The 18,036-nt window shown below is 65.6% G+C and carries 24 protein-coding genes; 16 read left to right on the top strand and 8 right to left on the bottom strand.

Annotated features, from left to right (window positions below; all coding sequences use genetic code 11):
- Window positions 1-49 precede the first annotated feature (49 nt).
- The 3 genes from E0497_RS19595 to E0497_RS19585 are packed head-to-tail and all read left to right on the top strand — an operon-like array spanning window position 50 to window position 2,399.
- Window positions 50-934, top strand: a complete 885-nt coding sequence (locus tag E0497_RS19595; protein WP_241665986.1) for a hypothetical protein — start codon at window positions 50-52, stop codon at window positions 932-934.
- Window positions 931-2,160, top strand: a complete 1,230-nt coding sequence (locus E0497_RS19590) for an XRE family transcriptional regulator (RefSeq protein ID WP_241665985.1) — start codon at window positions 931-933, stop codon at window positions 2,158-2,160. Before E0497_RS19595 ends, E0497_RS19590 begins: the two co-directional genes overlap by 4 nt.
- Window positions 2,160-2,399, top strand: a complete 240-nt coding sequence (locus E0497_RS19585) for a DUF2188 domain-containing protein (RefSeq protein ID WP_137726475.1) — start codon at window positions 2,160-2,162, stop codon at window positions 2,397-2,399. Before E0497_RS19590 ends, E0497_RS19585 begins: the two co-directional genes overlap by 1 nt.
- 62 nt (window positions 2,400-2,461) lie before the next feature.
- Here the strand turns inward: E0497_RS19585 and E0497_RS19580 are convergent, their stop codons facing one another.
- A complete protein-coding gene (locus E0497_RS19580) occupies window positions 2,462-2,731 on the bottom strand; it encodes a type II toxin-antitoxin system RelE family toxin (RefSeq protein WP_137726474.1) in 270 nt (89 codons plus the stop codon).
- A 112-nt stretch (window positions 2,732-2,843) separates the two neighbouring features.
- Between E0497_RS19580 and E0497_RS19575 the strand changes: the two genes are divergently transcribed.
- The gene (locus E0497_RS19575; protein WP_137726473.1) at window positions 2,844-3,113 is read left to right on the top strand and encodes a type II toxin-antitoxin system Phd/YefM family antitoxin; all 270 of its coding nucleotides are present in this window, start codon (window positions 2,844-2,846) and stop codon (window positions 3,111-3,113) included.
- A gap of 141 nt (window positions 3,114-3,254) precedes the next feature.
- Here E0497_RS19575 and E0497_RS19570 read toward each other — a convergent pair whose 3' ends face one another.
- Window positions 3,255-4,199 carry a recombinase family protein gene (locus E0497_RS19570; RefSeq protein WP_137726472.1) on the bottom strand — a complete coding sequence of 315 codons (945 nt, stop codon included), beginning with the start codon at window positions 4,197-4,199 and terminating at the stop codon, window positions 3,255-3,257.
- 487 nt (window positions 4,200-4,686) lie between these two features.
- Window positions 4,687-4,917: a hypothetical protein gene (locus E0497_RS19565; RefSeq protein WP_137726471.1), complete on the bottom strand. Its 231-nt coding sequence runs from the start codon at window positions 4,915-4,917 to the stop codon at window positions 4,687-4,689.
- Window positions 4,918-4,936: 19 nt separating this feature from the next.
- On the opposite strand from E0497_RS19565, the gene E0497_RS19560 reads away from it, so the two are divergent.
- The 4 genes from E0497_RS19560 to E0497_RS19545 all read left to right on the top strand — a co-directional run bounded on the left by E0497_RS19560 (window position 4,937) and on the right by E0497_RS19545 (window position 9,433).
- On the top strand, window positions 4,937-7,330 hold the full coding sequence (locus E0497_RS19560) for a NucA/NucB deoxyribonuclease domain-containing protein (protein WP_137726470.1): 2,394 nt from the start codon (window positions 4,937-4,939) through the stop codon (window positions 7,328-7,330).
- Between the two features lie 63 nt (window positions 7,331-7,393).
- Window positions 7,394-8,470 carry a hypothetical protein gene (locus E0497_RS19555; protein ID WP_137726469.1) on the top strand — a complete coding sequence of 359 codons (1,077 nt, stop codon included), beginning with the start codon at window positions 7,394-7,396 and terminating at the stop codon, window positions 8,468-8,470.
- A gap of 133 nt (window positions 8,471-8,603) precedes the next feature.
- A complete protein-coding gene (locus tag E0497_RS19550) occupies window positions 8,604-9,191 on the top strand; it encodes a ParA family protein (protein WP_137726468.1) in 588 nt (195 codons plus the stop codon).
- Entirely contained in the window at window positions 9,188-9,433 is a 246-nt protein-coding gene (locus E0497_RS19545) for a plasmid partition protein ParG (RefSeq protein ID WP_137726467.1), read from the top strand. Before E0497_RS19550 ends, E0497_RS19545 begins: the two co-directional genes overlap by 4 nt.
- Here E0497_RS19545 and E0497_RS19540 read toward each other — a convergent pair.
- The 5 genes from E0497_RS19540 to E0497_RS19520 form a co-directional block, all read right to left on the bottom strand.
- Window positions 9,414-9,896: a hypothetical protein gene (locus tag E0497_RS19540; RefSeq protein ID WP_137726466.1), complete on the bottom strand. Its 483-nt coding sequence runs from the start codon at window positions 9,894-9,896 to the stop codon at window positions 9,414-9,416. The genes E0497_RS19545 and E0497_RS19540 overlap by 20 nt on opposite strands.
- Window positions 9,886-10,179 carry a helix-turn-helix domain-containing protein gene (locus E0497_RS19535; RefSeq protein WP_137726465.1) on the bottom strand — a complete coding sequence of 98 codons (294 nt, stop codon included), beginning with the start codon at window positions 10,177-10,179 and terminating at the stop codon, window positions 9,886-9,888. Before E0497_RS19535 ends, E0497_RS19540 begins: the two co-directional genes overlap by 11 nt.
- Entirely contained in the window at window positions 10,176-11,063 is an 888-nt protein-coding gene (locus tag E0497_RS19530; RefSeq protein WP_137726464.1) for a replication initiation protein, read from the bottom strand. Before E0497_RS19530 ends, E0497_RS19535 begins: the two co-directional genes overlap by 4 nt.
- A 424-nt stretch (window positions 11,064-11,487) precedes the next feature.
- Window positions 11,488-11,781: a hypothetical protein gene (locus E0497_RS19525; protein ID WP_137726463.1), complete on the bottom strand. Its 294-nt coding sequence runs from the start codon at window positions 11,779-11,781 to the stop codon at window positions 11,488-11,490.
- An 88-nt stretch (window positions 11,782-11,869) separates the two neighbouring features.
- The gene (locus E0497_RS19520) at window positions 11,870-12,472 is read right to left on the bottom strand and encodes a hypothetical protein (protein WP_137726462.1); all 603 of its coding nucleotides are present in this window, start codon (window positions 12,470-12,472) and stop codon (window positions 11,870-11,872) included.
- Window positions 12,473-13,343: 871 nt separating this feature from the next.
- Here E0497_RS19520 and E0497_RS19515 point away from each other — a divergent pair.
- From E0497_RS19515 to E0497_RS19485, 8 genes are all read left to right on the top strand, one after another.
- Window positions 13,344-13,727, top strand: coding sequence for a hypothetical protein (locus tag E0497_RS19515; RefSeq protein WP_137726461.1), 384 nt, complete (start codon window positions 13,344-13,346; stop codon window positions 13,725-13,727).
- Between the two features lie 156 nt (window positions 13,728-13,883).
- On the top strand, window positions 13,884-14,048 hold the full coding sequence (locus E0497_RS20490; RefSeq protein ID WP_161987460.1) for a hypothetical protein: 165 nt from the start codon (window positions 13,884-13,886) through the stop codon (window positions 14,046-14,048).
- Window positions 14,049-14,077: 29 nt separating this feature from the next.
- Window positions 14,078-14,329 carry a hypothetical protein gene (locus tag E0497_RS19510; protein WP_137726460.1) on the top strand — a complete coding sequence of 84 codons (252 nt, stop codon included), beginning with the start codon at window positions 14,078-14,080 and terminating at the stop codon, window positions 14,327-14,329.
- Between the two features lie 411 nt (window positions 14,330-14,740).
- The gene (locus tag E0497_RS19505) at window positions 14,741-15,097 is read left to right on the top strand and encodes a hypothetical protein (RefSeq protein ID WP_137726459.1); all 357 of its coding nucleotides are present in this window, start codon (window positions 14,741-14,743) and stop codon (window positions 15,095-15,097) included.
- A 126-nt stretch (window positions 15,098-15,223) separates the two neighbouring features.
- A complete protein-coding gene (locus E0497_RS19500) occupies window positions 15,224-15,634 on the top strand; it encodes a helix-turn-helix domain-containing protein (protein ID WP_137726458.1) in 411 nt (136 codons plus the stop codon).
- A 64-nt stretch (window positions 15,635-15,698) separates the two neighbouring features.
- On the top strand, window positions 15,699-16,322 hold the full coding sequence (locus E0497_RS19495) for a PIN domain-containing protein (protein WP_421958366.1): 624 nt from the start codon (window positions 15,699-15,701) through the stop codon (window positions 16,320-16,322).
- A 309-nt stretch (window positions 16,323-16,631) separates the two neighbouring features.
- Window positions 16,632-16,838 (top strand): hypothetical protein, encoded by a 207-nt coding sequence (locus tag E0497_RS19490; protein ID WP_137726457.1) that lies wholly within the window; start codon window positions 16,632-16,634, stop codon window positions 16,836-16,838.
- Window positions 16,838-17,566: a hypothetical protein gene (locus E0497_RS19485; RefSeq protein ID WP_137726456.1), complete on the top strand. Its 729-nt coding sequence runs from the start codon at window positions 16,838-16,840 to the stop codon at window positions 17,564-17,566. Before E0497_RS19490 ends, E0497_RS19485 begins: the two co-directional genes overlap by 1 nt.
- Window positions 17,567-18,036: the final 470 nt, after the last annotated feature.

The raw sequence follows: 18,036 nt of genomic DNA, 5'->3' as shown, positions 1-18,036 counted from the left end.
AGCTCGGATAGGGCAGACTGGTCCAGGGCCATCGCGTGGTCTCCTTGTCGTGAGTTCCTTGGTCGGTACTCACAGAGCTTCACGCGGTGGCTCTTCCGCTTCCGGGACCGACACGGTCACGGAAGCGGGGATCCCGGTTTACACCACCCCAGGGGACTCTCCCCAGGAAGTTATCCGCAGGTTCCAGTCGGCAGGGATTTTCGACGCGATCCGGTGGGCATACGAGTCCGCGGTGAGTCGGGTCCTGGAGGACTACTCCGAGGAAGCGGGACATGATGCAGGCTGGCGCGGCACCACACTCTTCACCCTGTTCAGGGACCGTCTCGATCGCGTGTTTTCGTGTAAGCGGTACGCACTGAGAGACGGCGCCGACGTCGGCGCCGGTCTCGACTTGGTGCGTGCCGAGCTGACGGAAAAGGACCTCGAGGCCATGCCTACGCTGCCGCCTGATCTGGTGCTCCGAGTCAATCGAAACGGAAGCCCTGGGTGGGCAGTCGGAGATCTCCAGTTCCTTCTCCAGTCAGGCCCCTTCGGCGAGCTCAACACACTGCCCTGGGTGCAGAAGAGTCCGACCAAGCAGCAGGTGGCCAAGAAGACACCACCGGCGGCGGATCTGCCCCCCGCGCTTTTCGACCTCGAAGGACCGGCAGTGGAAGAGCTCGTCGAGCCTTCCGATGACCTCGAGCCGTTCATCGCGGCCTATGCCTTGGATCCTGTCGGATCGCGGAGGGAACTCATATTCGGCCGCTCACGTTTCAACGCCGGCGGTGGTGAAGCCTGGTACTGGTACAAGAACCTCATCACGTTGCCCCCCACCCACGGCGGTCGCCGTGAGGACACCCCCACGCCGCCCGGTCCGGACGGCGTGCCCGACGCTCCCGTGCGCCTCCGTAAGAGTGTTTCCGCACCGCAGAAGGCCGGCGAGCAGCAATGACGAGCAGTATGTCGGCAACCGATGCCGCTGCACTGTTCGACGGTTCCCGGCTGACTCTCGCCCGACAGCTCGCTGCCATGCGCAAGAGCGCTCTGGCCGAGTTGATCGGGAAGAGCCCCACTGCGGTGGCGGGATGGGAATCAGGGAGCAAGCGCCCCACTGCGTCGACAGTGGCAGAGCTTGCTCTGGGACTTGGTGTCGATCCGGGGTTCTTCGCTGTGCGCCGGGGAGACGTTGCGGAGCTCACCAGCACACCTCATTTCAGGTCGTTACGCGCAACCACGCAGCTTGCACGAGACCAGGCTCGCGCCTACGGGCAGTTGGCAGTGGACATTGCCGCGAACCTCGAGAGGTACGTGGAGTTCCCGGACCTCGACGTACCGACCATTCCAGTGGAGCTGGACGACGCGGAAGGCGACGGACCAGAGCAAGCCGCTCGATTGGTTCGGGATCAGTGGGGCATGGGTGTCGGGCCCGCAGGCCACTTGGTCCGGCTTCTCGAGAACCACGGCGTCCTGGTCGTGTTCAGCCCTACTCAGACGGCCGCGGTCGACGCTTACTCGTTCGACAGTCATCTACGGCCGGTGGTGATCCTCAATCCCGCGAAGCGGGACTACTACCGGCAACGGTTCGATGTAGCGCACGAGCTCGGCCATCTCGTGATGCACGCCGACGCTGAACCGGGCGGTCGCGTGGTTGAAGAACAGGCAAACCGGTTTGCCTCGGAGCTACTGATGCCTGCCGACGAGGTATTCGATCTACTTCCCGGCAAGATGAACGCTGCTGCGTGGGGTCTTCTCGCCAGACTGAAGGAACAGTGGGGTGTGAGTATGCAGGCCCTGCTCTTCCGCGCACGAAAGCTCGGCAAACTCAACGATGTTTCTTATCGAAATGCCATGACCACCGTCTCGGTGCGGGGCTGGCGGCGCAGCGAGCCCGGCCAGGTCCGGATCCTCGAACAGCCCTCGTTGTTGCCGCGGACGATCGAGGTACTCGCCGGCGAAGGCATCGACGAGGACATGCTCATCGCCGAATGCGGAGTACCGGGCGACCTCTTCCGAGACGTGGCTGCGCGAGCACCACAAGCGGGGACCTTCAGCGAGTCGGTTGACAGGCAGGCAGACGATCGGACCACCCATCGAGTCGTTTCCCTGCTACCCAGGATCGAAAACTCGAAAACCTCAGGGAACCAAGTGGTTTCCGAAGAACCTAGTGGGAGAGTGTGATGGCGGACGTCAACAAGCGAGTCGTTCAGAAGCGTCAAGGCGGGGGCTGGGAGGTACGCAAGCCAGGTGCGAACCGAGCGAGCGCGGTAACAGGCACGCAGGCGGAAGGCATTTCCCGCGCCCGTGAGATTCTCGGCAACGGTGGGGGTGGTGAGATGCAGATTCGGGGTACCAACGGGACGATCCGCGCTCAGGACACCATCGCGCCGGGGAACGACCCACGCTCCTCGAAGGGGTAGCACGATCCCCTCGATCCGGCCACCCTCAGGGCGGCCGGATCGAGGGTTCGAGATCGCGGAGGTCAGTAGACCTCCTTCCGGTCCCCGACGCGAAAGACGTGAACCTCCACCTCCGTGTCCAGGATCGAGTACAAGATCCGGAAGTCACCGAAGCGAACCCGGTACCCCTCGCGGTCGGTGAGTTTCGTGCAGCCGTGGGGGCGAGGGTTGTCGCCGAGCGCCTCGGCGACATCGAGCAGGTCCTCCGCGAGCTTCCGGTCGTGCTTCGCGATCTTCTTCAGGTCCCGCTTCGCGCTGCCGGCGAAGGTGACGCTGTATCGGTTGGTTGCCATCGAGGTCCTTGGAGATCCAGTGATCCAACACTTTTTAGTACAAAACGTACTGAACGTATCATGCGTACGTTTCGTTTGACTTGGAGTGCTCGTCAGACGTACCTTGGGGCCTATGACCGCCCCCGTTGAGACCCGCGAAGTGACCTCCGGAGATCTGCGCGGCCACCTTGCTGACGTGTTGAATCGCACCGCTTACGCGGGCGATCGAGTGATCGTGACCCGTCACGGCAAGCGGATCGCCGCGGTGATCCCCGCTGCCGATCTCGAGCTGCTGGAAGCTCTGGAGAACGCGCGCGATGCCGCGGCACTCGAGCAGGCAATCGCGGAAGACGACGGTGAGCGCGCTACCGCAGCGGACCTTCGCGAGGAGCTTTTCGGCTGAGTGCTGGGTCCTCGGCCCTGGGATACGAATCCCGGGGCCGGCGGTGGCTGAGCTACCGTCCGGAATCGAACGACCCCCGGGGCGTGTCGATCTTCCTGCCCACACCAGCTCAGCTGACGGACGCTTCCGGCCCGTCCGCTTCTACAGCGGCAGGTATTCGCGGATTTTGCCGCGGATGTGGGGGCGGTGGTCACCGAGGCGGATGCCCAGGGTGGGGAACCTTGTGGCGATCTCCAGATCGGTCAGGGGCGCACTGACGGCGACATCGGCGTAGCCGCGGTCGTCGTCCGGCCCCCACCGGCTCGGGTCGTCGACGGCCCGGACCCGGACCACCACACCGTCGGCGACGTAGACGATCGCGCGTAGTCGGTGCCGGCGGGCGGCGGCGATCGGCCACCATTTGCGGTCGGCGTCGAGCTGCACGTGTTCCGGTGCTCCGGTCTCGCCGTAGCGGCGGTTGGTGTCGGTGTCGATTTTCCGGCTGCGGGTGTTGCGGTAGACGACCAGCACGCAGTCCCCACCGGTGTTGTAGGCGTGGAGCTGCCGGTACAGGGTGGCCCGCCCGACCGTGAACGCGGCGGCGATCTGGTCGACGGTGTACCTCCCGGAGTCGTACATCTGCTGGGCCTGGTCGAGCTGGATCTGGCTCAGGGCTGGGGGCCGGCCCCCGACCCGGCCGCGGGCGCGGGCAGCGGCGAGGCCGTCGCGGGTGCCCTCGACGATCATCTCCCGGTCGTACTCGGCCAACGCCGCCAGGAAATGGAACACCAGCCGCCCACCCGGGGTGGAGGTGTCGATGCCCTGCTCGAGGACGATGAAATCGACGTCGTGGTCGCCGAACCAGCGCACCAGCTCGAGCAGATGCTGCTGGGAGCGGCCGATGCGTTTGAGGCGGGTCACCACCACCTCGTCCCCGGCTCGAAGCTTGGCCAGCATCAGATCCAGCTGCGGGCGGGAAGCGAGCTTGCCGGAGATCTTGTCGACGAACAGATACTCGGCGGTGACGCCGGCCGCGAGCAGGGCGTCGATCTGATGGTCCGGGTTCTGATCCCGCGTCGAGACCCGTGCATAGCCGAACCGTGCCACCGATGAGTCTCCCAACTGTCGCGCACGCCTATTCGAGACGTTGATTCCAAGATCAAGTTACGAGACCCATGCTAGCTGCGGGAACACCCCCGACGCCAATGAGTCCCGAAAACGATCGTTTCCAAGACTCATGACCGATTCCCCTCAGTCACTCGATGAGCTGCGCGGCCCGTGAACGGAAACGAGATTCCCCTGATGCTGCGGCCGGGCTCTCTCCGTCCCCTGCCGGACGAGCAGGTGCTCCCCGGGTCCTGGCATGAAGGGGCGCGACACGCCGATGAGGGGCATTACCAGTCAGTTACTTACCGACAGGAATAGGTTCAGGCGGCTCCAAGCAACTTCTCAGCTTCTACACAGAAAGTCGGGGATGCATGATCTCGCATCATGAACACCGCTGGCGTAAGGGGAGACTCGCCAGCCGGTCCGCACGCGCGCTGACCGTGGTCGCTCTCGCTGCCTCGCTGGTGTCGACCACCGCGGCCACCGCCTACGCCGAGCCGGACACCACGTCCACGACGTCGGCAACGACCACCACGACGACGGCGCGGCCGACGACCACCACACCGCCCCCGACCTCGCCGGAAGACACCACCACAGTCGAGTCGACGACACCGCAGGCCACCACCGTGCCGACGGCACCGGAGTCCGCTCCGGCCGCACGAACGACCGCGAGCCCGGCGACGACCTCGGCGCAGACACCGGTCACGGCAACGACCACGACGGCCCCCTCGACCACCGTGGAGCAGACACCGGTGCAGACGGCTGCACCGGACAAGTCCGCCGCGATCGCCTCGACACCGGCCACCCCGCCGCCCTCCGCCGCGGAAAAGGTCGAGAAGCCCGAACGGGAGCCCGGCAAGACGGCGCCGACCGGCATGGCCCTGGTCCGCGCCCAGCAGCACGCACTGACCGTGCCCGCCGATCAACTCCCCGAACTCCCGGCCGGCGCCATGTCGCGCATGCAACGCACGGCACTGCCGGAGGGCGTCAGCCAGGACGACGCCGAACTCGCCGAGCGGATGGCCATGGTCGTCGCCGACAACTGCCAGTTCTACGGACTCTCACCGTTCGCAGTGTGTGGTGCGATCCGTGACAAGTACAACGCGATGGGCGGGCCCGCGAGCTTCCTCGGCTACCCGTCCTCGCCGGAGTACCAGAATCCGGGCAATACCGGCGCGCGTAGCGAGTTCCTGCACGGCAGCATCTACTGGTCGGCCGCCGCCGGCGCCCACCCGATCACGCCGCTGTTCATGACCAAGTGGTCTCAGCACGGCTGGGAAGCCGGCTGGATGGGTTACCCCACCAGCGACGAGATCCCCAACGGCGACAACATCGGCAGCCGCCAACACTTCGAGACCGCCAACGCCGCTATCTACTGGAACTCCGCACGCCCACTCGAAGCACTCGCGGTCATCGGCGGCGCCATCCGCGACAAATGGGGCCAAACCGGTTGGGAAACACCTGGAAGCCCCCTCGGGTATCCCATCAGCGACGAGATCAAACTCCCCGACGGTGTGGGCCGCATGAATCAGTTCGAGCGGGGCGGATCTATTTACTGGTCCCCTGATACGGGCGCTATCCCAGTTTACGGGACACCGGACCGGTTCTCCGGGCGTATTATGGGTAAGTGGGCTGCTGCAAACTACGAGGTCGGCCCGTTCGGATACCCAATCGAGGACGAACAATGGGTCGGCACATCGAGCGTGATCCAGAAATTTCAGGGCGGCACCATCGGATGGCCCTATGATTCGGTTGGCGATATCGCAGATGAGATCGGTTCCGACTGGGACGAATACGTTTACGACGAGAACTCCTGCGACAGTTGTGGAAACGACGACCGAATGACTGTCACTTCTGCCGCATACTTCAACGTGCCGCAGCCGCCCACGCAAGGTCCCGATCCCTTATCGTCGGAAAATTCAGATCCACTTCTTGCTGGTGCAGCTGAGGAAATTGGGGGCCAGATGGAGTCGTGTGATGTCATGCTCGCGAATCCCTCAAGTTGGCCTACAGATGTTATTTTCTGCACACCTTCTCCCGAGATGGTGCAGAACGACAGTGAAGTCAACGTTCCTCAAGGCGGTGAGGAAATTCCGAACGCGGTTCCATTCTCCGATAGTGGATGGGACAGCTTCACCCAGCCCTACTGCGAAAATCTTCCCCAGCGTCAGTGGGCCGGAAACCGATCTTATGCGTGCATGTGGCGAGAGGATTGGACATTCATTTACAATCGAAATGATGGACTGCCGACTCCTGGTGCACTGCCCGTCGGCCGTCTCCACTACGTCCAGGAGCATGAGTTGCGAACCGTATGGAAAAACGGAAACTCGCAGTGGGTCGGAAAATCTGCCATCCACTTCTTTCGAGGTGGAGTGATGGGTGAAGCCACAACCGCACTTGTGAGTGCGAAGTTTACGTGTGACACGGCTCCGGGGTGCACGATGAGTGGCCCGGGAATCGGGAGCTCGCCCGTCGCAACACAACGAGACCATGAAACGACCTTCACCATCTCTCAGGTCAATCCCCTTACCGCCGGTGCTGTAGTTACGAATCAGCTCAATGCTTTGTTCTACTTCACGCATTCGAAAACCACTCCGGCGCAGTGGAAGGCGCCGAAAGCAATTTTCCCTGATGTTCGATGCGACAAGAACGCGAAGGATCAGGGCTGTGTCATTCCTGAAGCGGAGCCGATCTTGGACATGACGGCTCGACCGAACGCCGGCGATCATGCAAAGCACATCGGTGACGCACAGCGCAGCGGCCTGCCCGGAGCTCCTGATGAGGCTCCGTTGACCCGCGCGAACCAGGCAACGGCACAGCAGAACCGAAACAACACCTGCAACCTGTACAAGACCAAGCGTCCCACGGGACAGGATTGTGACGAGTACCCCTTCGCCACGACCACGCAGGGCGGATCGAGGCAAAATGTTCGAACCTGGACCGACGGACTGGTCAACTTGCCGACCATCAAGATCCTGAATCCGAATAATATCGAGACGATGCCTAATCCCGGCATGAGCATGAAGCTGATCAGCAGTAAGGCGAACCGAAGTGGAGGTGGAATCCTGACCTGGTTCTTCCGCAAGAACCGCGTCTTCGACGGCGAACACTTCTACGTGAAGGGCAGCTAGCTGCGACAACTGACCACTCAGGTCAGTATTCCTGTACCGACTGTTCGAGAAGGGTTTCGTTCGATGTACACCGAAGGCACTGTCTCCGTCGACCACCACCAGTTCGTTCTGGGGGAATCCGACGTCGACTACCTCCAGACCGTCGCGCACGGAACCCTTCTCGACGCTGGGCCGGGTTTCGTCTCGTTCTACACCGGCATCGCTTATGGCCCGGCCCGGATCGTCGTCCGCGTTCTCGACGAGGAGCCGGCCGGCCTGGATACCGCGTCCTGGGAGGTCGTCGAAGAGTCGTCGATCGCCGCGGCGTCGGAGATTGTTGTCCATGCCACCGACGGCACGGTCGCAGGTCTGGCACCGGTTCCCGCCGGCACCTATCGTGTCCGCGCTCACGGCCGCGGCCGGGACCGTCACTACGGCGAAGAGGTCACCGAACCGGTGGAGGACTACCTGGTCGAACTGTGGGCCGTTCCCGCCGCGGCCTCGTCCGTCGAGACCCTCCACAAAACCGACGCCGCCTGGTCGCCGCGGACCGAGATCAACGAATCGAGTCTGTCGTCGGACTACGTGTTCGTCTGCGACGACTCCGGGGCGGTGGTCAAGGTCGCCCCGCAGAGTCCCGAGGCGCAAGCCGTCCGGAAGAAGCTGAAGGAGTTCGGTGGTAGACCGCTCTCCCCCACACTGGAAGCTGTGTTCTCGAGCCGCTATGTTGCCGGCCTCGACCGCGAACTCGTCGACAAGATCGACAACGCCACCCCGGAGCGGCAGCAGGCCTTCGCCCGATGGTGCGTCCGGCGGGCCTGTGAACGCGCCGGCATCGCCCATATCGACTGGCTCGCCGAGGTCCTCGACGACATGGACGCAGGAAAGCCGGCCGATTCCCGTTTCATCGCCAGCTTCGAAGCACGCAACCGTCTCGACGAGGACCCCCGAATCACCCGCACCATCGGGACCGGGCTGCCTGCAAGCGGGGAAGTCATCCCGCAGTACGAAGCCCTCCATGCCTATTCGTTCAGCATGTATGAAGGAATCGCACCCCTGGAAGCCGCGATCGAAGCGTTCTGGCACGCCGCAAGCACCTACGGCATGGACTACCGGGAACTGACTACAGCCGCACACCGGGACTTCTTCGACCACACATAGAGACACCTGCGCGAGTAGGCGTCCCGAGCAGCCGACCCAGTGCATAGCTGGTAATACAGCTTTACGGCAGCCGTAAAGCTGTATTACCGTCAAGCTGGTTGTAGGACTACATGGGCGGGAGACGGTCTCCGAGATGATCATCAGCACGGTGAATACCAAGGGTGGGACGGCGAAGTCGACGACGTCGATCTATCTGGCCACGGCGTACAGCCGGCTCGGTAGGCGTGCGGTTGTGTTGGATCTGGACAAACAGGGGTCTGCTACGGATTGGGCCGATCGGGCAGCGGAGAACGGCGACCCGTTGCCCTTTCCGGTTCATGTGACGAACATGAAGCGGCTTCCCAGATACACAGACTCGACCGAGTACGACATCGTCTTGATCGACACGCCTCCGGGGGACAGTCAGGTGATCGACGCGGCCATCGCGGTCTCCGACTTCGTGATCCTCCCGACCCAGGCAACAGGCCTGGACACCGCGCGCGTGTGGGAGACGCTGCCGGCAGTGAAGGACCGGATCCCCTACGGCGTCCTCATCACGTCCGCCCGCCTCAACACCAACCTGCTGGAGAACGCGAAGGCAGCATTCGACGACAACGGCATCTCCCGCTTCGACACCGTCATCCCCATGCGAGAACGCATCCGGACCACGTTCGGGTGGACACCGACACACGACGACGGGTACTCCGACGTGATCAAGGAGATCGAGGAGGCACTGGCATGAGCCTGAACAAGCCGAAGGGAAACCTCGGTCCGAGAAAACCCCTGAACACTCCGGCCGAACCGGCAACCTCCGTGCCGTCCGTCGCGGCTGGCTTCATCGAGCCCGCTCGTACGAAGCTGACCGTGCACATCGACGAGGATCTACACCGGCGCTTCAAGTCGACAGTGGCAGCCAGCGGCCAGACGATGCGCGCCGTCGTCGAAGAGGTGCTCGAGGAATGGGTCAAACGGAACGCCTCCTGACACCGGTTGTGGAGATTGCTCGCGGCGAAGGATCAGGGCTATCGAAAAGCATAGTGAACAGGGGAGCTGTATAGCTGTAAATACATTTACAGCTATACAGCTCCCTTACGCTAACGGTGGTCCAGGTCGGCGACTTTGGCCTATGGCTTGTGTTCGAGGGGCTGTCGGGTTGTCCGAGCATCCAGTAGCGGGTGTTCCTGATCTGTTCGTCGGTGACGTTGGCGTCGGGGTCGAGGCCGTGGAGGGCTGCGGTGATCTCGACGAGCAGGCTGTAGACGTCGCCGGCTTCGGCGCGGGCCATCATCTCGTCCTCGGGGTGCTCGGCGAGCTCACGGTCAAGGAAGTTCAGTGCGTAGCCGATGGTGCGAACCAACACGCTCGGGTACTGCATGGGCACGGTGGCCGCGGCATGTAGGAGCGCAGGCTCCGGCTGCCACGGGAGACCGTCGAGATCAGCAGGCATCGCGGACGGGGTTCTCCTTCTCTTCGAGTTTGCGGGCGTCGTGCAGGATCCGGCCGACGGCGCCGGTGGAGATGCCCATCTCTTCGGCGATGTCCTTGTACTTGAGGCCTTGCTTGCGCAGGGCGACGATGCGGTCCCGCCGGACCTTTGCGCGCTCGAGGAACTCGTCTCGTGGTTCGGCGATGAGCCGGCGGGCTGTGCGTTCGGACGACCCGAGGCGTTCGGCGAGTTCTCGGGCGGTGATGGACCGGCGTTGCGGGGCTCGGGCTGCACCTGTGCTCATAGTGCGTACTCCAGTGCTGTGGCGAGGTCGAACTTGGTGGCTCGTTTCCGGTTGGCTTCGATCTTGGCAGGGGTCATGACCTTGCCGCCTTTGCTGCCGAGGTGGGCTTGTCGGGCGCGGTAGGCGTCTTCGTCGAAGTTGCGCCAGATCCATTTGCCGATGGAGTGGGCGGTGGCACGGACTTCGGTGAACGGGAGGGGGTCGGCGAATTGGGTGTTGATGGCGTGGCAGTGCTGCAACACGAGCATCAACCACTGGTCGAGGCCGCCGTGGCGGTGGTGCCACCACTGTCCGTAGGCCCAGGTGCGGGTGGTGTCGAACATGGTGACGTTGCGGCCGAGGCCGGCGGCGCGGTCCGGGCGGCGGGGGGCCTGGCGGGGGGTGTGGATGGTGGCGAGCTGGCGCAGCGTGTACGGGGTGGCCGGGCCGTAGATCGTCTCCCAGTCCGGATGGATGGGGTTCTTGGTGAGCTGCCCGCCGTAGGAGAAGTCGCCGTCGACGCAGAGTTTGAGGCCGGTTTCGATGCGGTGCGCGTACCGCAGTGGGGTGAGCCGGGCGCAGTCGGTGCGGCAGACGTGGTGGGGGCCGAGCCACCAGCCGAGGTGCGCCCGCCCGGACGGGGATTGGGCCACCCAGGACGGCGCCGGATGATCCCGCGGCCGCTCGAATGCGCGCATCGCGGCGTCGGGGTGGTCGCAGTCGATGACGATCGAACCGAGCAACGCGTGCGGGGAGTGTTCGATGTAGCGCATCGTGAGAGCGTCGTCGCGGCTCATCCGGTACTGGCCGCGGTCGAGGTAGTTCGTCGCGTGCGGGCGGTGGGGGAGCAGTACCTCGTCGGCCCAGTGGGCGTCGTCCAGTAGCTGTGCGCCCGTGGTGTCCATGGAGCACATGGTGCCGCACCAAGATCGATGTTCGGGTCGGACACGCCGAGCCATGTAGAAAATTGTTCGGGTAGGTCGAGCCAAGCCATATCAGGTATCCCGGCGAGCACTTCGGTTTTACCGGGTGTTCCGTAGAGGATCGAGCTCCCCAGGGTCCGTGTCGGGAGGTGCAGCGGTGGCGGCGATCCCCCAGTGGTTGCTCGACGACAGCACTCTCTTGTCGATCGGCGAATCTCTGACTCCGCCACGCTCCCCGAGAATGCTGCAGGGCGGATTGAGGCTGGTTCGCGACTGCAGGCCGGAACAGCGGGTAGGGGTCCGGGTGTGGCTCGAGCAGACCGCGCTCGAACCGACTCTGGTGTGCGGTTCGGGTCGGTGGGGTTCCTCGGGATCTGTTCGCCGAACCGGTCGACTGGCGGCGGTGTTACGGGCCGAGTTCGTGGTCGATACGGGCTCGGTAGCGTTCCCGGAGTTCGTCGACATCCGCGTAGAGGGCGCGGGCGATCTCGTCCCAGGACAGTCCGCCGGCGAGCGCATATTTGATGATCAGGTGCCGCTGGTCTTCGACACTGCGGCGTAGCTCCCCGACGAACGCGAGAGCAGTTCGGTGGTCGCCGCGGGACAACGGCGGCAGATCGTGGCGGTGGATGCGGGCGCCGGTGGCACGGAAGTAGCGGCCGAGTTGTTCGACGGCCTCGGCGGTGTTCGGTGGGTCCATGCGGATCGCCGAAGTCGACGATGTGGCGGGGTTCCTCGGTCACGATCGGCTCGGTCCTTCCGGGTGTCGGGGCGGGTTCTCGTCGGTTCTAGGGGTGGTTGGTCTTCGCGTCCTGGCGTTGCAGGGCGCGTCGTTGCTGCCGGGACAGACCGGTGTCGCCGGAGCGTGTGGGGGCGGGTTTCGGTGGTGGGGGTGTGGTGTGGCGACGGTAGTCGTCGAGGTAGGGGGCGAGGCGGCGCGCGGCGTCGTGCAGGGGCCCGGTGAGCTCGCGGCCGGCGGGCAGAGAGCGCAGTCCCGCGGCGAAGGAGTTCAGGATTTTCGCGAGCAGGTCGGGGTTGCGCATGACGTGCATCGCGACATCGTGGGAGTCGAGATGGTGGGCCGGAGTCGCGGCCACAGGGGGTTCCCGGTACTCGACCACGGGCACCGGAACGGGTTTTTCGATGGTTCTGGTTTGCCGGACCACGCGCATGCCGACGGCGCCGGCGCGGGCGGCCTTGCGGGCGCCGTGGGCGTCGCGGCGGCACTGATCGCTGCACCACACCCGCGGCCGTCCCCGCCCCGAACGCGCCGGAACCGGGCGCCGGCACCACGGGCAGATTCCCGGATCCGCGTCCTCTCCGTCGCTGCGATCCGCCGGGGTCGGGGCCGGGTTTTCGGTGTTCTCGTGCGACGACTCAGGCGCGTTCATGCACGAAATCGTATTTCGTCGCGCCAAAAATGCACACATAGTGCAAGAGGTGTGTCAGGTTTTTCGCCTCGACCAAATGGACTACAGGCCGGTGAGAACGCTGGCGCGTTCCGGTGCGCGATCGGCTGCGGGAGGTAGGTCGGGGACGGCCGCCCGGTGCGGCAGCACGGTCCGCATGCGGGGACGGTCCGGGCGCCGTAGAAACGGCCGACCCCGCGACCGCGCGTGACGGTTCCGGCGTCCACACTCTCGGCGCGCGGCGGCCCGCGGTGCGCATACTCCCGCGACGCTTCTGCGGCGCTGGCGGACACGAGCGGTGCTCCGCGGTTGCACGCATGTCGGCGTGTGCGGTGCGCCGGCGACGTCGTCCGTTCGCGTGTGGCGCCGGTCGGCCGTCGGCGGGAAACGGTGTTGCCGCGAGGCCGCGTCGCGTTCTCGCGGCTTCGTCGCATCGGCCGCGGCCGATGCACGCGCGCGGGCGTTCACCGCGCACACCCCGAGTCGGTTTCTCACGCGATCACGCGACGACAGTTGTGCGCGGGGAGACGGGCGCCGGGCAGAGCAAGATATTCCAAAAGTGTTCACTTTTAGTCGTGCCGCGGCCGCGGCCGTGCACGCCGGGCGGCGAGGACGACGGCGCGCCGCCGCTGCGGGTGCGGGGCCGGGCAGGCGTCACGAAGAAGTGCGGGGCAGATGGTGCGAGTGCATCGGGCGCACGCAGGCTCAGCGCGCACGCACAGCACGCGGGTGGTGTTCACCGGAGAAGAAGCGGCGCTCATCGAGTACGCGTCGACACGGCGCGCACTGCGGGTCGGCGCCTACGTGCCGACCCGGCGCCGGCAACGGGTTCGGGAGTGCGAACGCCGATCAGGTGCGTGAACTGACCGCGCAGGCGCGCGAGTTGCGGCGACTGCTCGGCAACGTCGCCGGCAACCTCAACGATGCCGCCCGCCACGCGAACAGCGGCAGCGAACCACGCGCCGACACGGACGCGGTCCTCGCACACACCCGGGCGATGAACGCCCGCATCGACGACTGGCTGATGCAGACCCTGCGCACTCTCCGCTGGCGCCGACCAGACCCCGCCGGCGAGGCACGGCAGCCCACGGTGGCCCCGCCGTCGCGGCCCCGGCGCTCCCAGCGCGTCCCGCCTCCCGGATCCGCGGCACGGACACGATCCTCCGGTCGTCCCCCGGTGCTGCCGGAAAACGTCCCGCCGAAAAACGGGCGAATACCCACACACCTCTTGCATTAAGGTCACAGAAAGATAACGGCGCAGGTGGTGGGGTTCCCGGCCCGACGCCCCCGCCGCCGTCGATGCGGGCGCCATGAGGCCCGTCCGATGTCGGGTCGAGGTGCGAGAGTGAACACGAACACTCCATCCACACACGACGACACGAGGGGGCCGGCCGTGACGACAGGCGACAGCCACAGTCAGCGGCAGTGGGAGCAGGCGGCAGCCTGGGCCGAACACGCGATGCGGCTGCCGGTGGCCTCGGTGACCGCTCGCCGCGGGGTGGCCGCGGCCGCCGCCGGCCGACAGATCCTCGCTCGCGCCGAGAGTGGGGACCGGTGACTGCCGGCCCCATCCCGCCGTCTGTTGGGGTGGGTGAGCTCGCTGACCGGGTGCGCCAGGCCCGTGAGGAGATGCACGCCCTCGCCCGCACTCTCGCGGCGTTGGCCGTCGCCTACGACGAGCTCCCCACCGACGCACTCAGCGACGCGGACCGTGCCGCTCGTCTCGAGATGATCGACAGCCTCTCCGATGTCCAACTCGCCCTCGGGGATGCTGGCGAGCCGTTCGCCGGCGCAGTGTGGAACGCCGACCGCCTCGCCCGCGGTACCTCGAACAGGTAGCGCGCGAGACCCGCACCGAACAGATCCGGGCCACCCCACCGGCCCCCGCGGGACGGTGTGCGACGACGCCGCGGCAGTCGACACCGGACTCCCGTCCACAAGCCAAAATCTGGACGCGACGGAAGACGTGGGATTTCCGAAACAGGCTGGGGGTGCGGCGTGGTTCCTCGCCGGGGCGGCGTGAGCGCCGCCGCCGAACCGAGTCGGGACTGCGATGCAGAACGGTCGACCGTTCTACCCGGTCACCGGATCCGGTCGGTGGGCGGCTGCCCGCGGTCCACGCAGTCGGTCGGCGTCAGCAAGTCGGTTGCCGCGGGCTGACGGGATCGGGGACGCTCGTTCCTGCCGTGCCCGGTGCGGCGGGGACGTGCCGATACGCGGCCCGTGGTTCGTGGCGGGAGGTGTGGTCCGGTGTTCGTGACCCGTAAGGCGTTGCGGCAGAAGCTGCTACAGGCCGCGGTCCTGGCCAAGATCGACCGCGAGGGCTTGCGGATCGACACCGATCCGATCCGCGGCAATCTGCGCACGATCCGTCGGCACGTCTCCGATGAACCGTTGATGCGCTCCTACCTCGCATGGTGGGAACGGATCGTCGACGGCAACGACATCGAGGAACTGCGGGCCGTCGTCGCCCGCGACGACGAGGCCGGCGCCGAGATGCGCAACCTGTCGCCGCTGTCGATGCTCCTCACCGAGGACGAACGGCGGCAGTTCCTCGGCGAGTTCTCGGCGCGGTGGGCGACGCGATCGCGGCATCCGCCGGCGTAGTCGGGTGCCGGCAACCGGTCCCCGCCGCTGCCAGAAGGAGTGGACTGCCTCAACCACGAAACGGTGTTGCACTTGTAAGTGAAAGCGGGTTACGGTCGGGGTGAATGGGCCAGGAGGTGTGAGGCGATGGGCGCGGTGATCGACCGGGGAGTCGGGAAGTCGACGTTGACGGTGACGTCGGATCAGGTGGTGGCGGCCGGGGAGTTCGATCCGGAGGGCCTGCAGGCGGTGGTGCCGGCGGGGCTGGCGGGGATCCTCACCGAGGTGGTGCGGATCGTTGCGGCCGGTGGGACGGTGACGATCGGGTCCATGCCCGAGGAGCTGACCACGACGTCGGCGGCGGATCTGCTCGGCATCTCACGGCCGACTCTGATGAAGCTGGTCTCCGGCGGCCAGCTCGCCGCGCACAAGGTCGGCACCCACACCCGGCTGCACACCCCCGATGTCCTCGCCTACCGGAATCGGCTGCGTGAGCAGCAACGCGCAGCACTGCAGGACCTCCGCGACTTCGAAGACGCCGAGGGACTGGACTACTGACCGCCTCCGCCGGGCCGCGGGGTCCGGCGGGGAGTGGTCGGTGCCGGCCCTTAGGGTCGTTCGGGTGAGTTCACGAGTGCCGAACGTGTTGCCGGATGCGAACGTGTTGTATTCGCGGACGTTGCGGGACTGGATCTGCCTGTTGGCCACCCGGTCCGGGCCGCCGCTGTTCCAGCTGCGCTGGACCGAGGACGTGCTCGCCGAACTCGTCTACCACCTGCGCAAGAACCACCCGCACTACTCCGACCGGCAGATCGGGGGCGTGCGGGACCGGATCGTCGCGGTGGCCGCCCACGGCCGGATCGGCGGATACGAGATCGACCCCGGGCTCGCGTACACCGACGAGTACGACGCGCACCTGCACGCCGCCGCCGAACACGGCGGCATCGACTACGTCGTCACCGCCGACCGCGGATTCCACGAGTTCGCCGGTGCGCACGATGACCGGCTCGGCTACGAGGTCTACACCCCCGACGACTTCCTGATGCTCGTCCACCGCGACGCGATCGCCACCGTCCGCGAGACCCTGCTCGACCAGATCACCTACCACCGCCGCCTCGGTAAGCCGTTCAACCTCGCCGCCCGCCTCGAGTCCGCGCAGGCGCCGCAGTTCGCGGCCGCGATCCGCGCGATGATGCAGGCGCCGGCCGTCGCTCAGGCTCTCGCCCGTACACCCGAGGGCATCTGAGGGGACGGCATCTCGTGGACGCGGGAATGTCGGTGCGACCGGGTACCGTAAGAACATCTAGTGGTGACATCGATGTAATTCGCCCACATGTTGTGGCGGCCTGGTCGAGGGTCCACGAGATACGCGTCTACAGCAAAGCCCCGACCGTCGGGGTGAGCCGACAGACGGGGCCTGCACAAGATTGGACCCTTGTTAGGCCACGGTAACGCACTGCATCAGGAGTCGCCCCCGACGGGTGGACTCGGGTGGAAACGGTGCGTCGGCTCGTTCTGGCTGGAGTCGCACGCTCTCTGAGGAGGGAGCAACATCATGAGCAAGAACCCCAGCAACCACGGCAAGACATGGACCGGCGGCGACGATCAGCAGCTGCGCCGGCTCGCCGCTCAGAACACCCCGACTCGCGTGATGGGACTCAAACTCGGTCGCACCGAGGACGCTGTCCGCACGCACGCATCCGACCTCGGCGTCAGTCTGAAGCCGACGAACCAGTCGCCGTACAACCGGCGGAACAAGTGATGTTTGAGAAGGAACACGACTATCCCTGCGCTGTCACCAACAGCAGTTCGGGAGACCCGACGGCCGTAGCTCTCGCCTTTCGCTGGGTGCGTCAGCACAAGCAGCCGGGGCAGAAGATCCTGTTGTGGACTCCGCTCAAGAGCAACATCCGCAACGATCAGCTGGTGGAGGCGATCTCGTGCGAGCCGGATGTCGTCGTCGGGACGTCCCGGGGCCGTGCATCGTCCGGCTGGTACGAGGGGCCGGTCCTCGGAATGTGGCAAAACACCGAAGACCTGGCCAAGATGCCGTTCGGTCGTCCAACGGCCATGTGCATCGTGCCGTGGGTTCCCGAACGCCTCGCTGGGTGGGTGCAGGCCGTCAATGCGGAAATTCTCGGGGATGGGCGCGACTGGCAGACGGGTACTCCCCAGAATCAGACTCTTGATCCCGTCGTCGTGCGTGGACTCGAGAGCGTCACGCTCCTGATCAACCACAGCAACACGATCAAGGCCGGCTACGAGAAGCGCGACGTCGTCAGCGCACTGCTCGCACTGCACGATGCGGGATACGACCTCCCTGCAGAGGCGATCCAGTCCTGGGCGCTCGGCCACAGTTGGAGCGCACAGAACGCCAACGATCTGGCTGACTACTGCGCCCAGATCAACCGCGGAAGCCGGCCACGATTCACCGGCACTACGGCCCTACGTTCCGACATCGTCGCTCTCTGGCGCGGCGAGGTTGCCTGACCGCAGCTTCCGTAGCCCTCAACGGGTATAGGTCCGGCCCCTGCGAAAACCACTCGCGGGGGCCGGACCCGTCTCCCGGATCGGAGCGCTGTGACGGTCCCGAAATCGAACGGTTCGGGGGCCTCGGGCCCCGGCTGGCAGATGCTCGAAGGCCCTTCAAGGGGAATGGACTCTAGTCTGCCTGTGGCACGCAGCGGCGGTCCGAGTCGGGGTACCTCTCGGATCCTTGAAGTCGCGAGGGAAGGATCGCATCGTTATAGGCGGATGATCCGATGTTTGGTTCAGTTTTTGTCGGTAAAGTCTGGCCGGGCGTGTATCCTTCCTCTTGTGAGCGAGAAGCAGGAAGTGATAGAGCCCCGTGGAGTGGTGTAAACCGTTGAGCGCGTAGCTCTGTGGTGCCGGTGATTATGCCGTAAGCGGGACAGATTCGTCCACGTCCGTCTCCGCGGGCGGGGCAGGTTCGATGGAGG

It is taken from the genome of Prescottella subtropica (assembly GCF_005434945.1).
GTDB lineage: Bacteria > Actinomycetota > Actinomycetes > Mycobacteriales > Mycobacteriaceae > Prescottella > Prescottella subtropica.
The sequence above is the reverse complement of the archived record's forward strand: the minus strand, read 5'-3'. Positions and strand labels throughout refer to the sequence as shown.

What these genes read in the sequence shown, in the direction of transcription:
- E0497_RS19545 (WP_137726467.1), top strand. Translation starts at nt 9,188, where the DNA reads ATGAGCCTGAACAAGCCGAAGGGAAACCTCGGTCCGAGAAAACCCCTG.
- E0497_RS19555 (WP_137726469.1), top strand. Translation starts at nt 7,394, where the DNA reads ATGTACACCGAAGGCACTGTCTCCGTCGACCACCACCAGTTCGTTCTG.
- E0497_RS19550 (WP_137726468.1), top strand. Translation starts at nt 8,604, where the DNA reads ATGATCATCAGCACGGTGAATACCAAGGGTGGGACGGCGAAGTCGACG.
- E0497_RS19575 (WP_137726473.1), top strand. Translation starts at nt 2,844, where the DNA reads ATGACCGCCCCCGTTGAGACCCGCGAAGTGACCTCCGGAGATCTGCGC.
- E0497_RS19530 (WP_137726464.1), bottom strand. Translation starts at nt 11,063, where the DNA reads ATGGACACCACGGGCGCACAGCTACTGGACGACGCCCACTGGGCCGAC.
- E0497_RS19520 (WP_137726462.1), bottom strand. Translation starts at nt 12,472, where the DNA reads ATGAACGCGCCTGAGTCGTCGCACGAGAACACCGAAAACCCGGCCCCG.
- E0497_RS19525 (WP_137726463.1), bottom strand. Translation starts at nt 11,781, where the DNA reads ATGGACCCACCGAACACCGCCGAGGCCGTCGAACAACTCGGCCGCTAC.
- E0497_RS19485 (WP_137726456.1), top strand. Translation starts at nt 16,838, where the DNA reads ATGTTTGAGAAGGAACACGACTATCCCTGCGCTGTCACCAACAGCAGT.
- E0497_RS19540 (WP_137726466.1), bottom strand. Translation starts at nt 9,896, where the DNA reads ATGCCTGCTGATCTCGACGGTCTCCCGTGGCAGCCGGAGCCTGCGCTC.
- E0497_RS19535 (WP_137726465.1), bottom strand. Translation starts at nt 10,179, where the DNA reads ATGAGCACAGGTGCAGCCCGAGCCCCGCAACGCCGGTCCATCACCGCC.
- E0497_RS19585 (WP_137726475.1), top strand. Translation starts at nt 2,160, where the DNA reads ATGGCGGACGTCAACAAGCGAGTCGTTCAGAAGCGTCAAGGCGGGGGC.
- E0497_RS19590 (WP_241665985.1), top strand. Translation starts at nt 931, where the DNA reads ATGACGAGCAGTATGTCGGCAACCGATGCCGCTGCACTGTTCGACGGT.
- E0497_RS19500 (WP_137726458.1), top strand. Translation starts at nt 15,224, where the DNA reads ATGGGCGCGGTGATCGACCGGGGAGTCGGGAAGTCGACGTTGACGGTG.
- E0497_RS19490 (WP_137726457.1), top strand. Translation starts at nt 16,632, where the DNA reads ATGAGCAAGAACCCCAGCAACCACGGCAAGACATGGACCGGCGGCGAC.
- E0497_RS19580 (WP_137726474.1), bottom strand. Translation starts at nt 2,731, where the DNA reads ATGGCAACCAACCGATACAGCGTCACCTTCGCCGGCAGCGCGAAGCGG.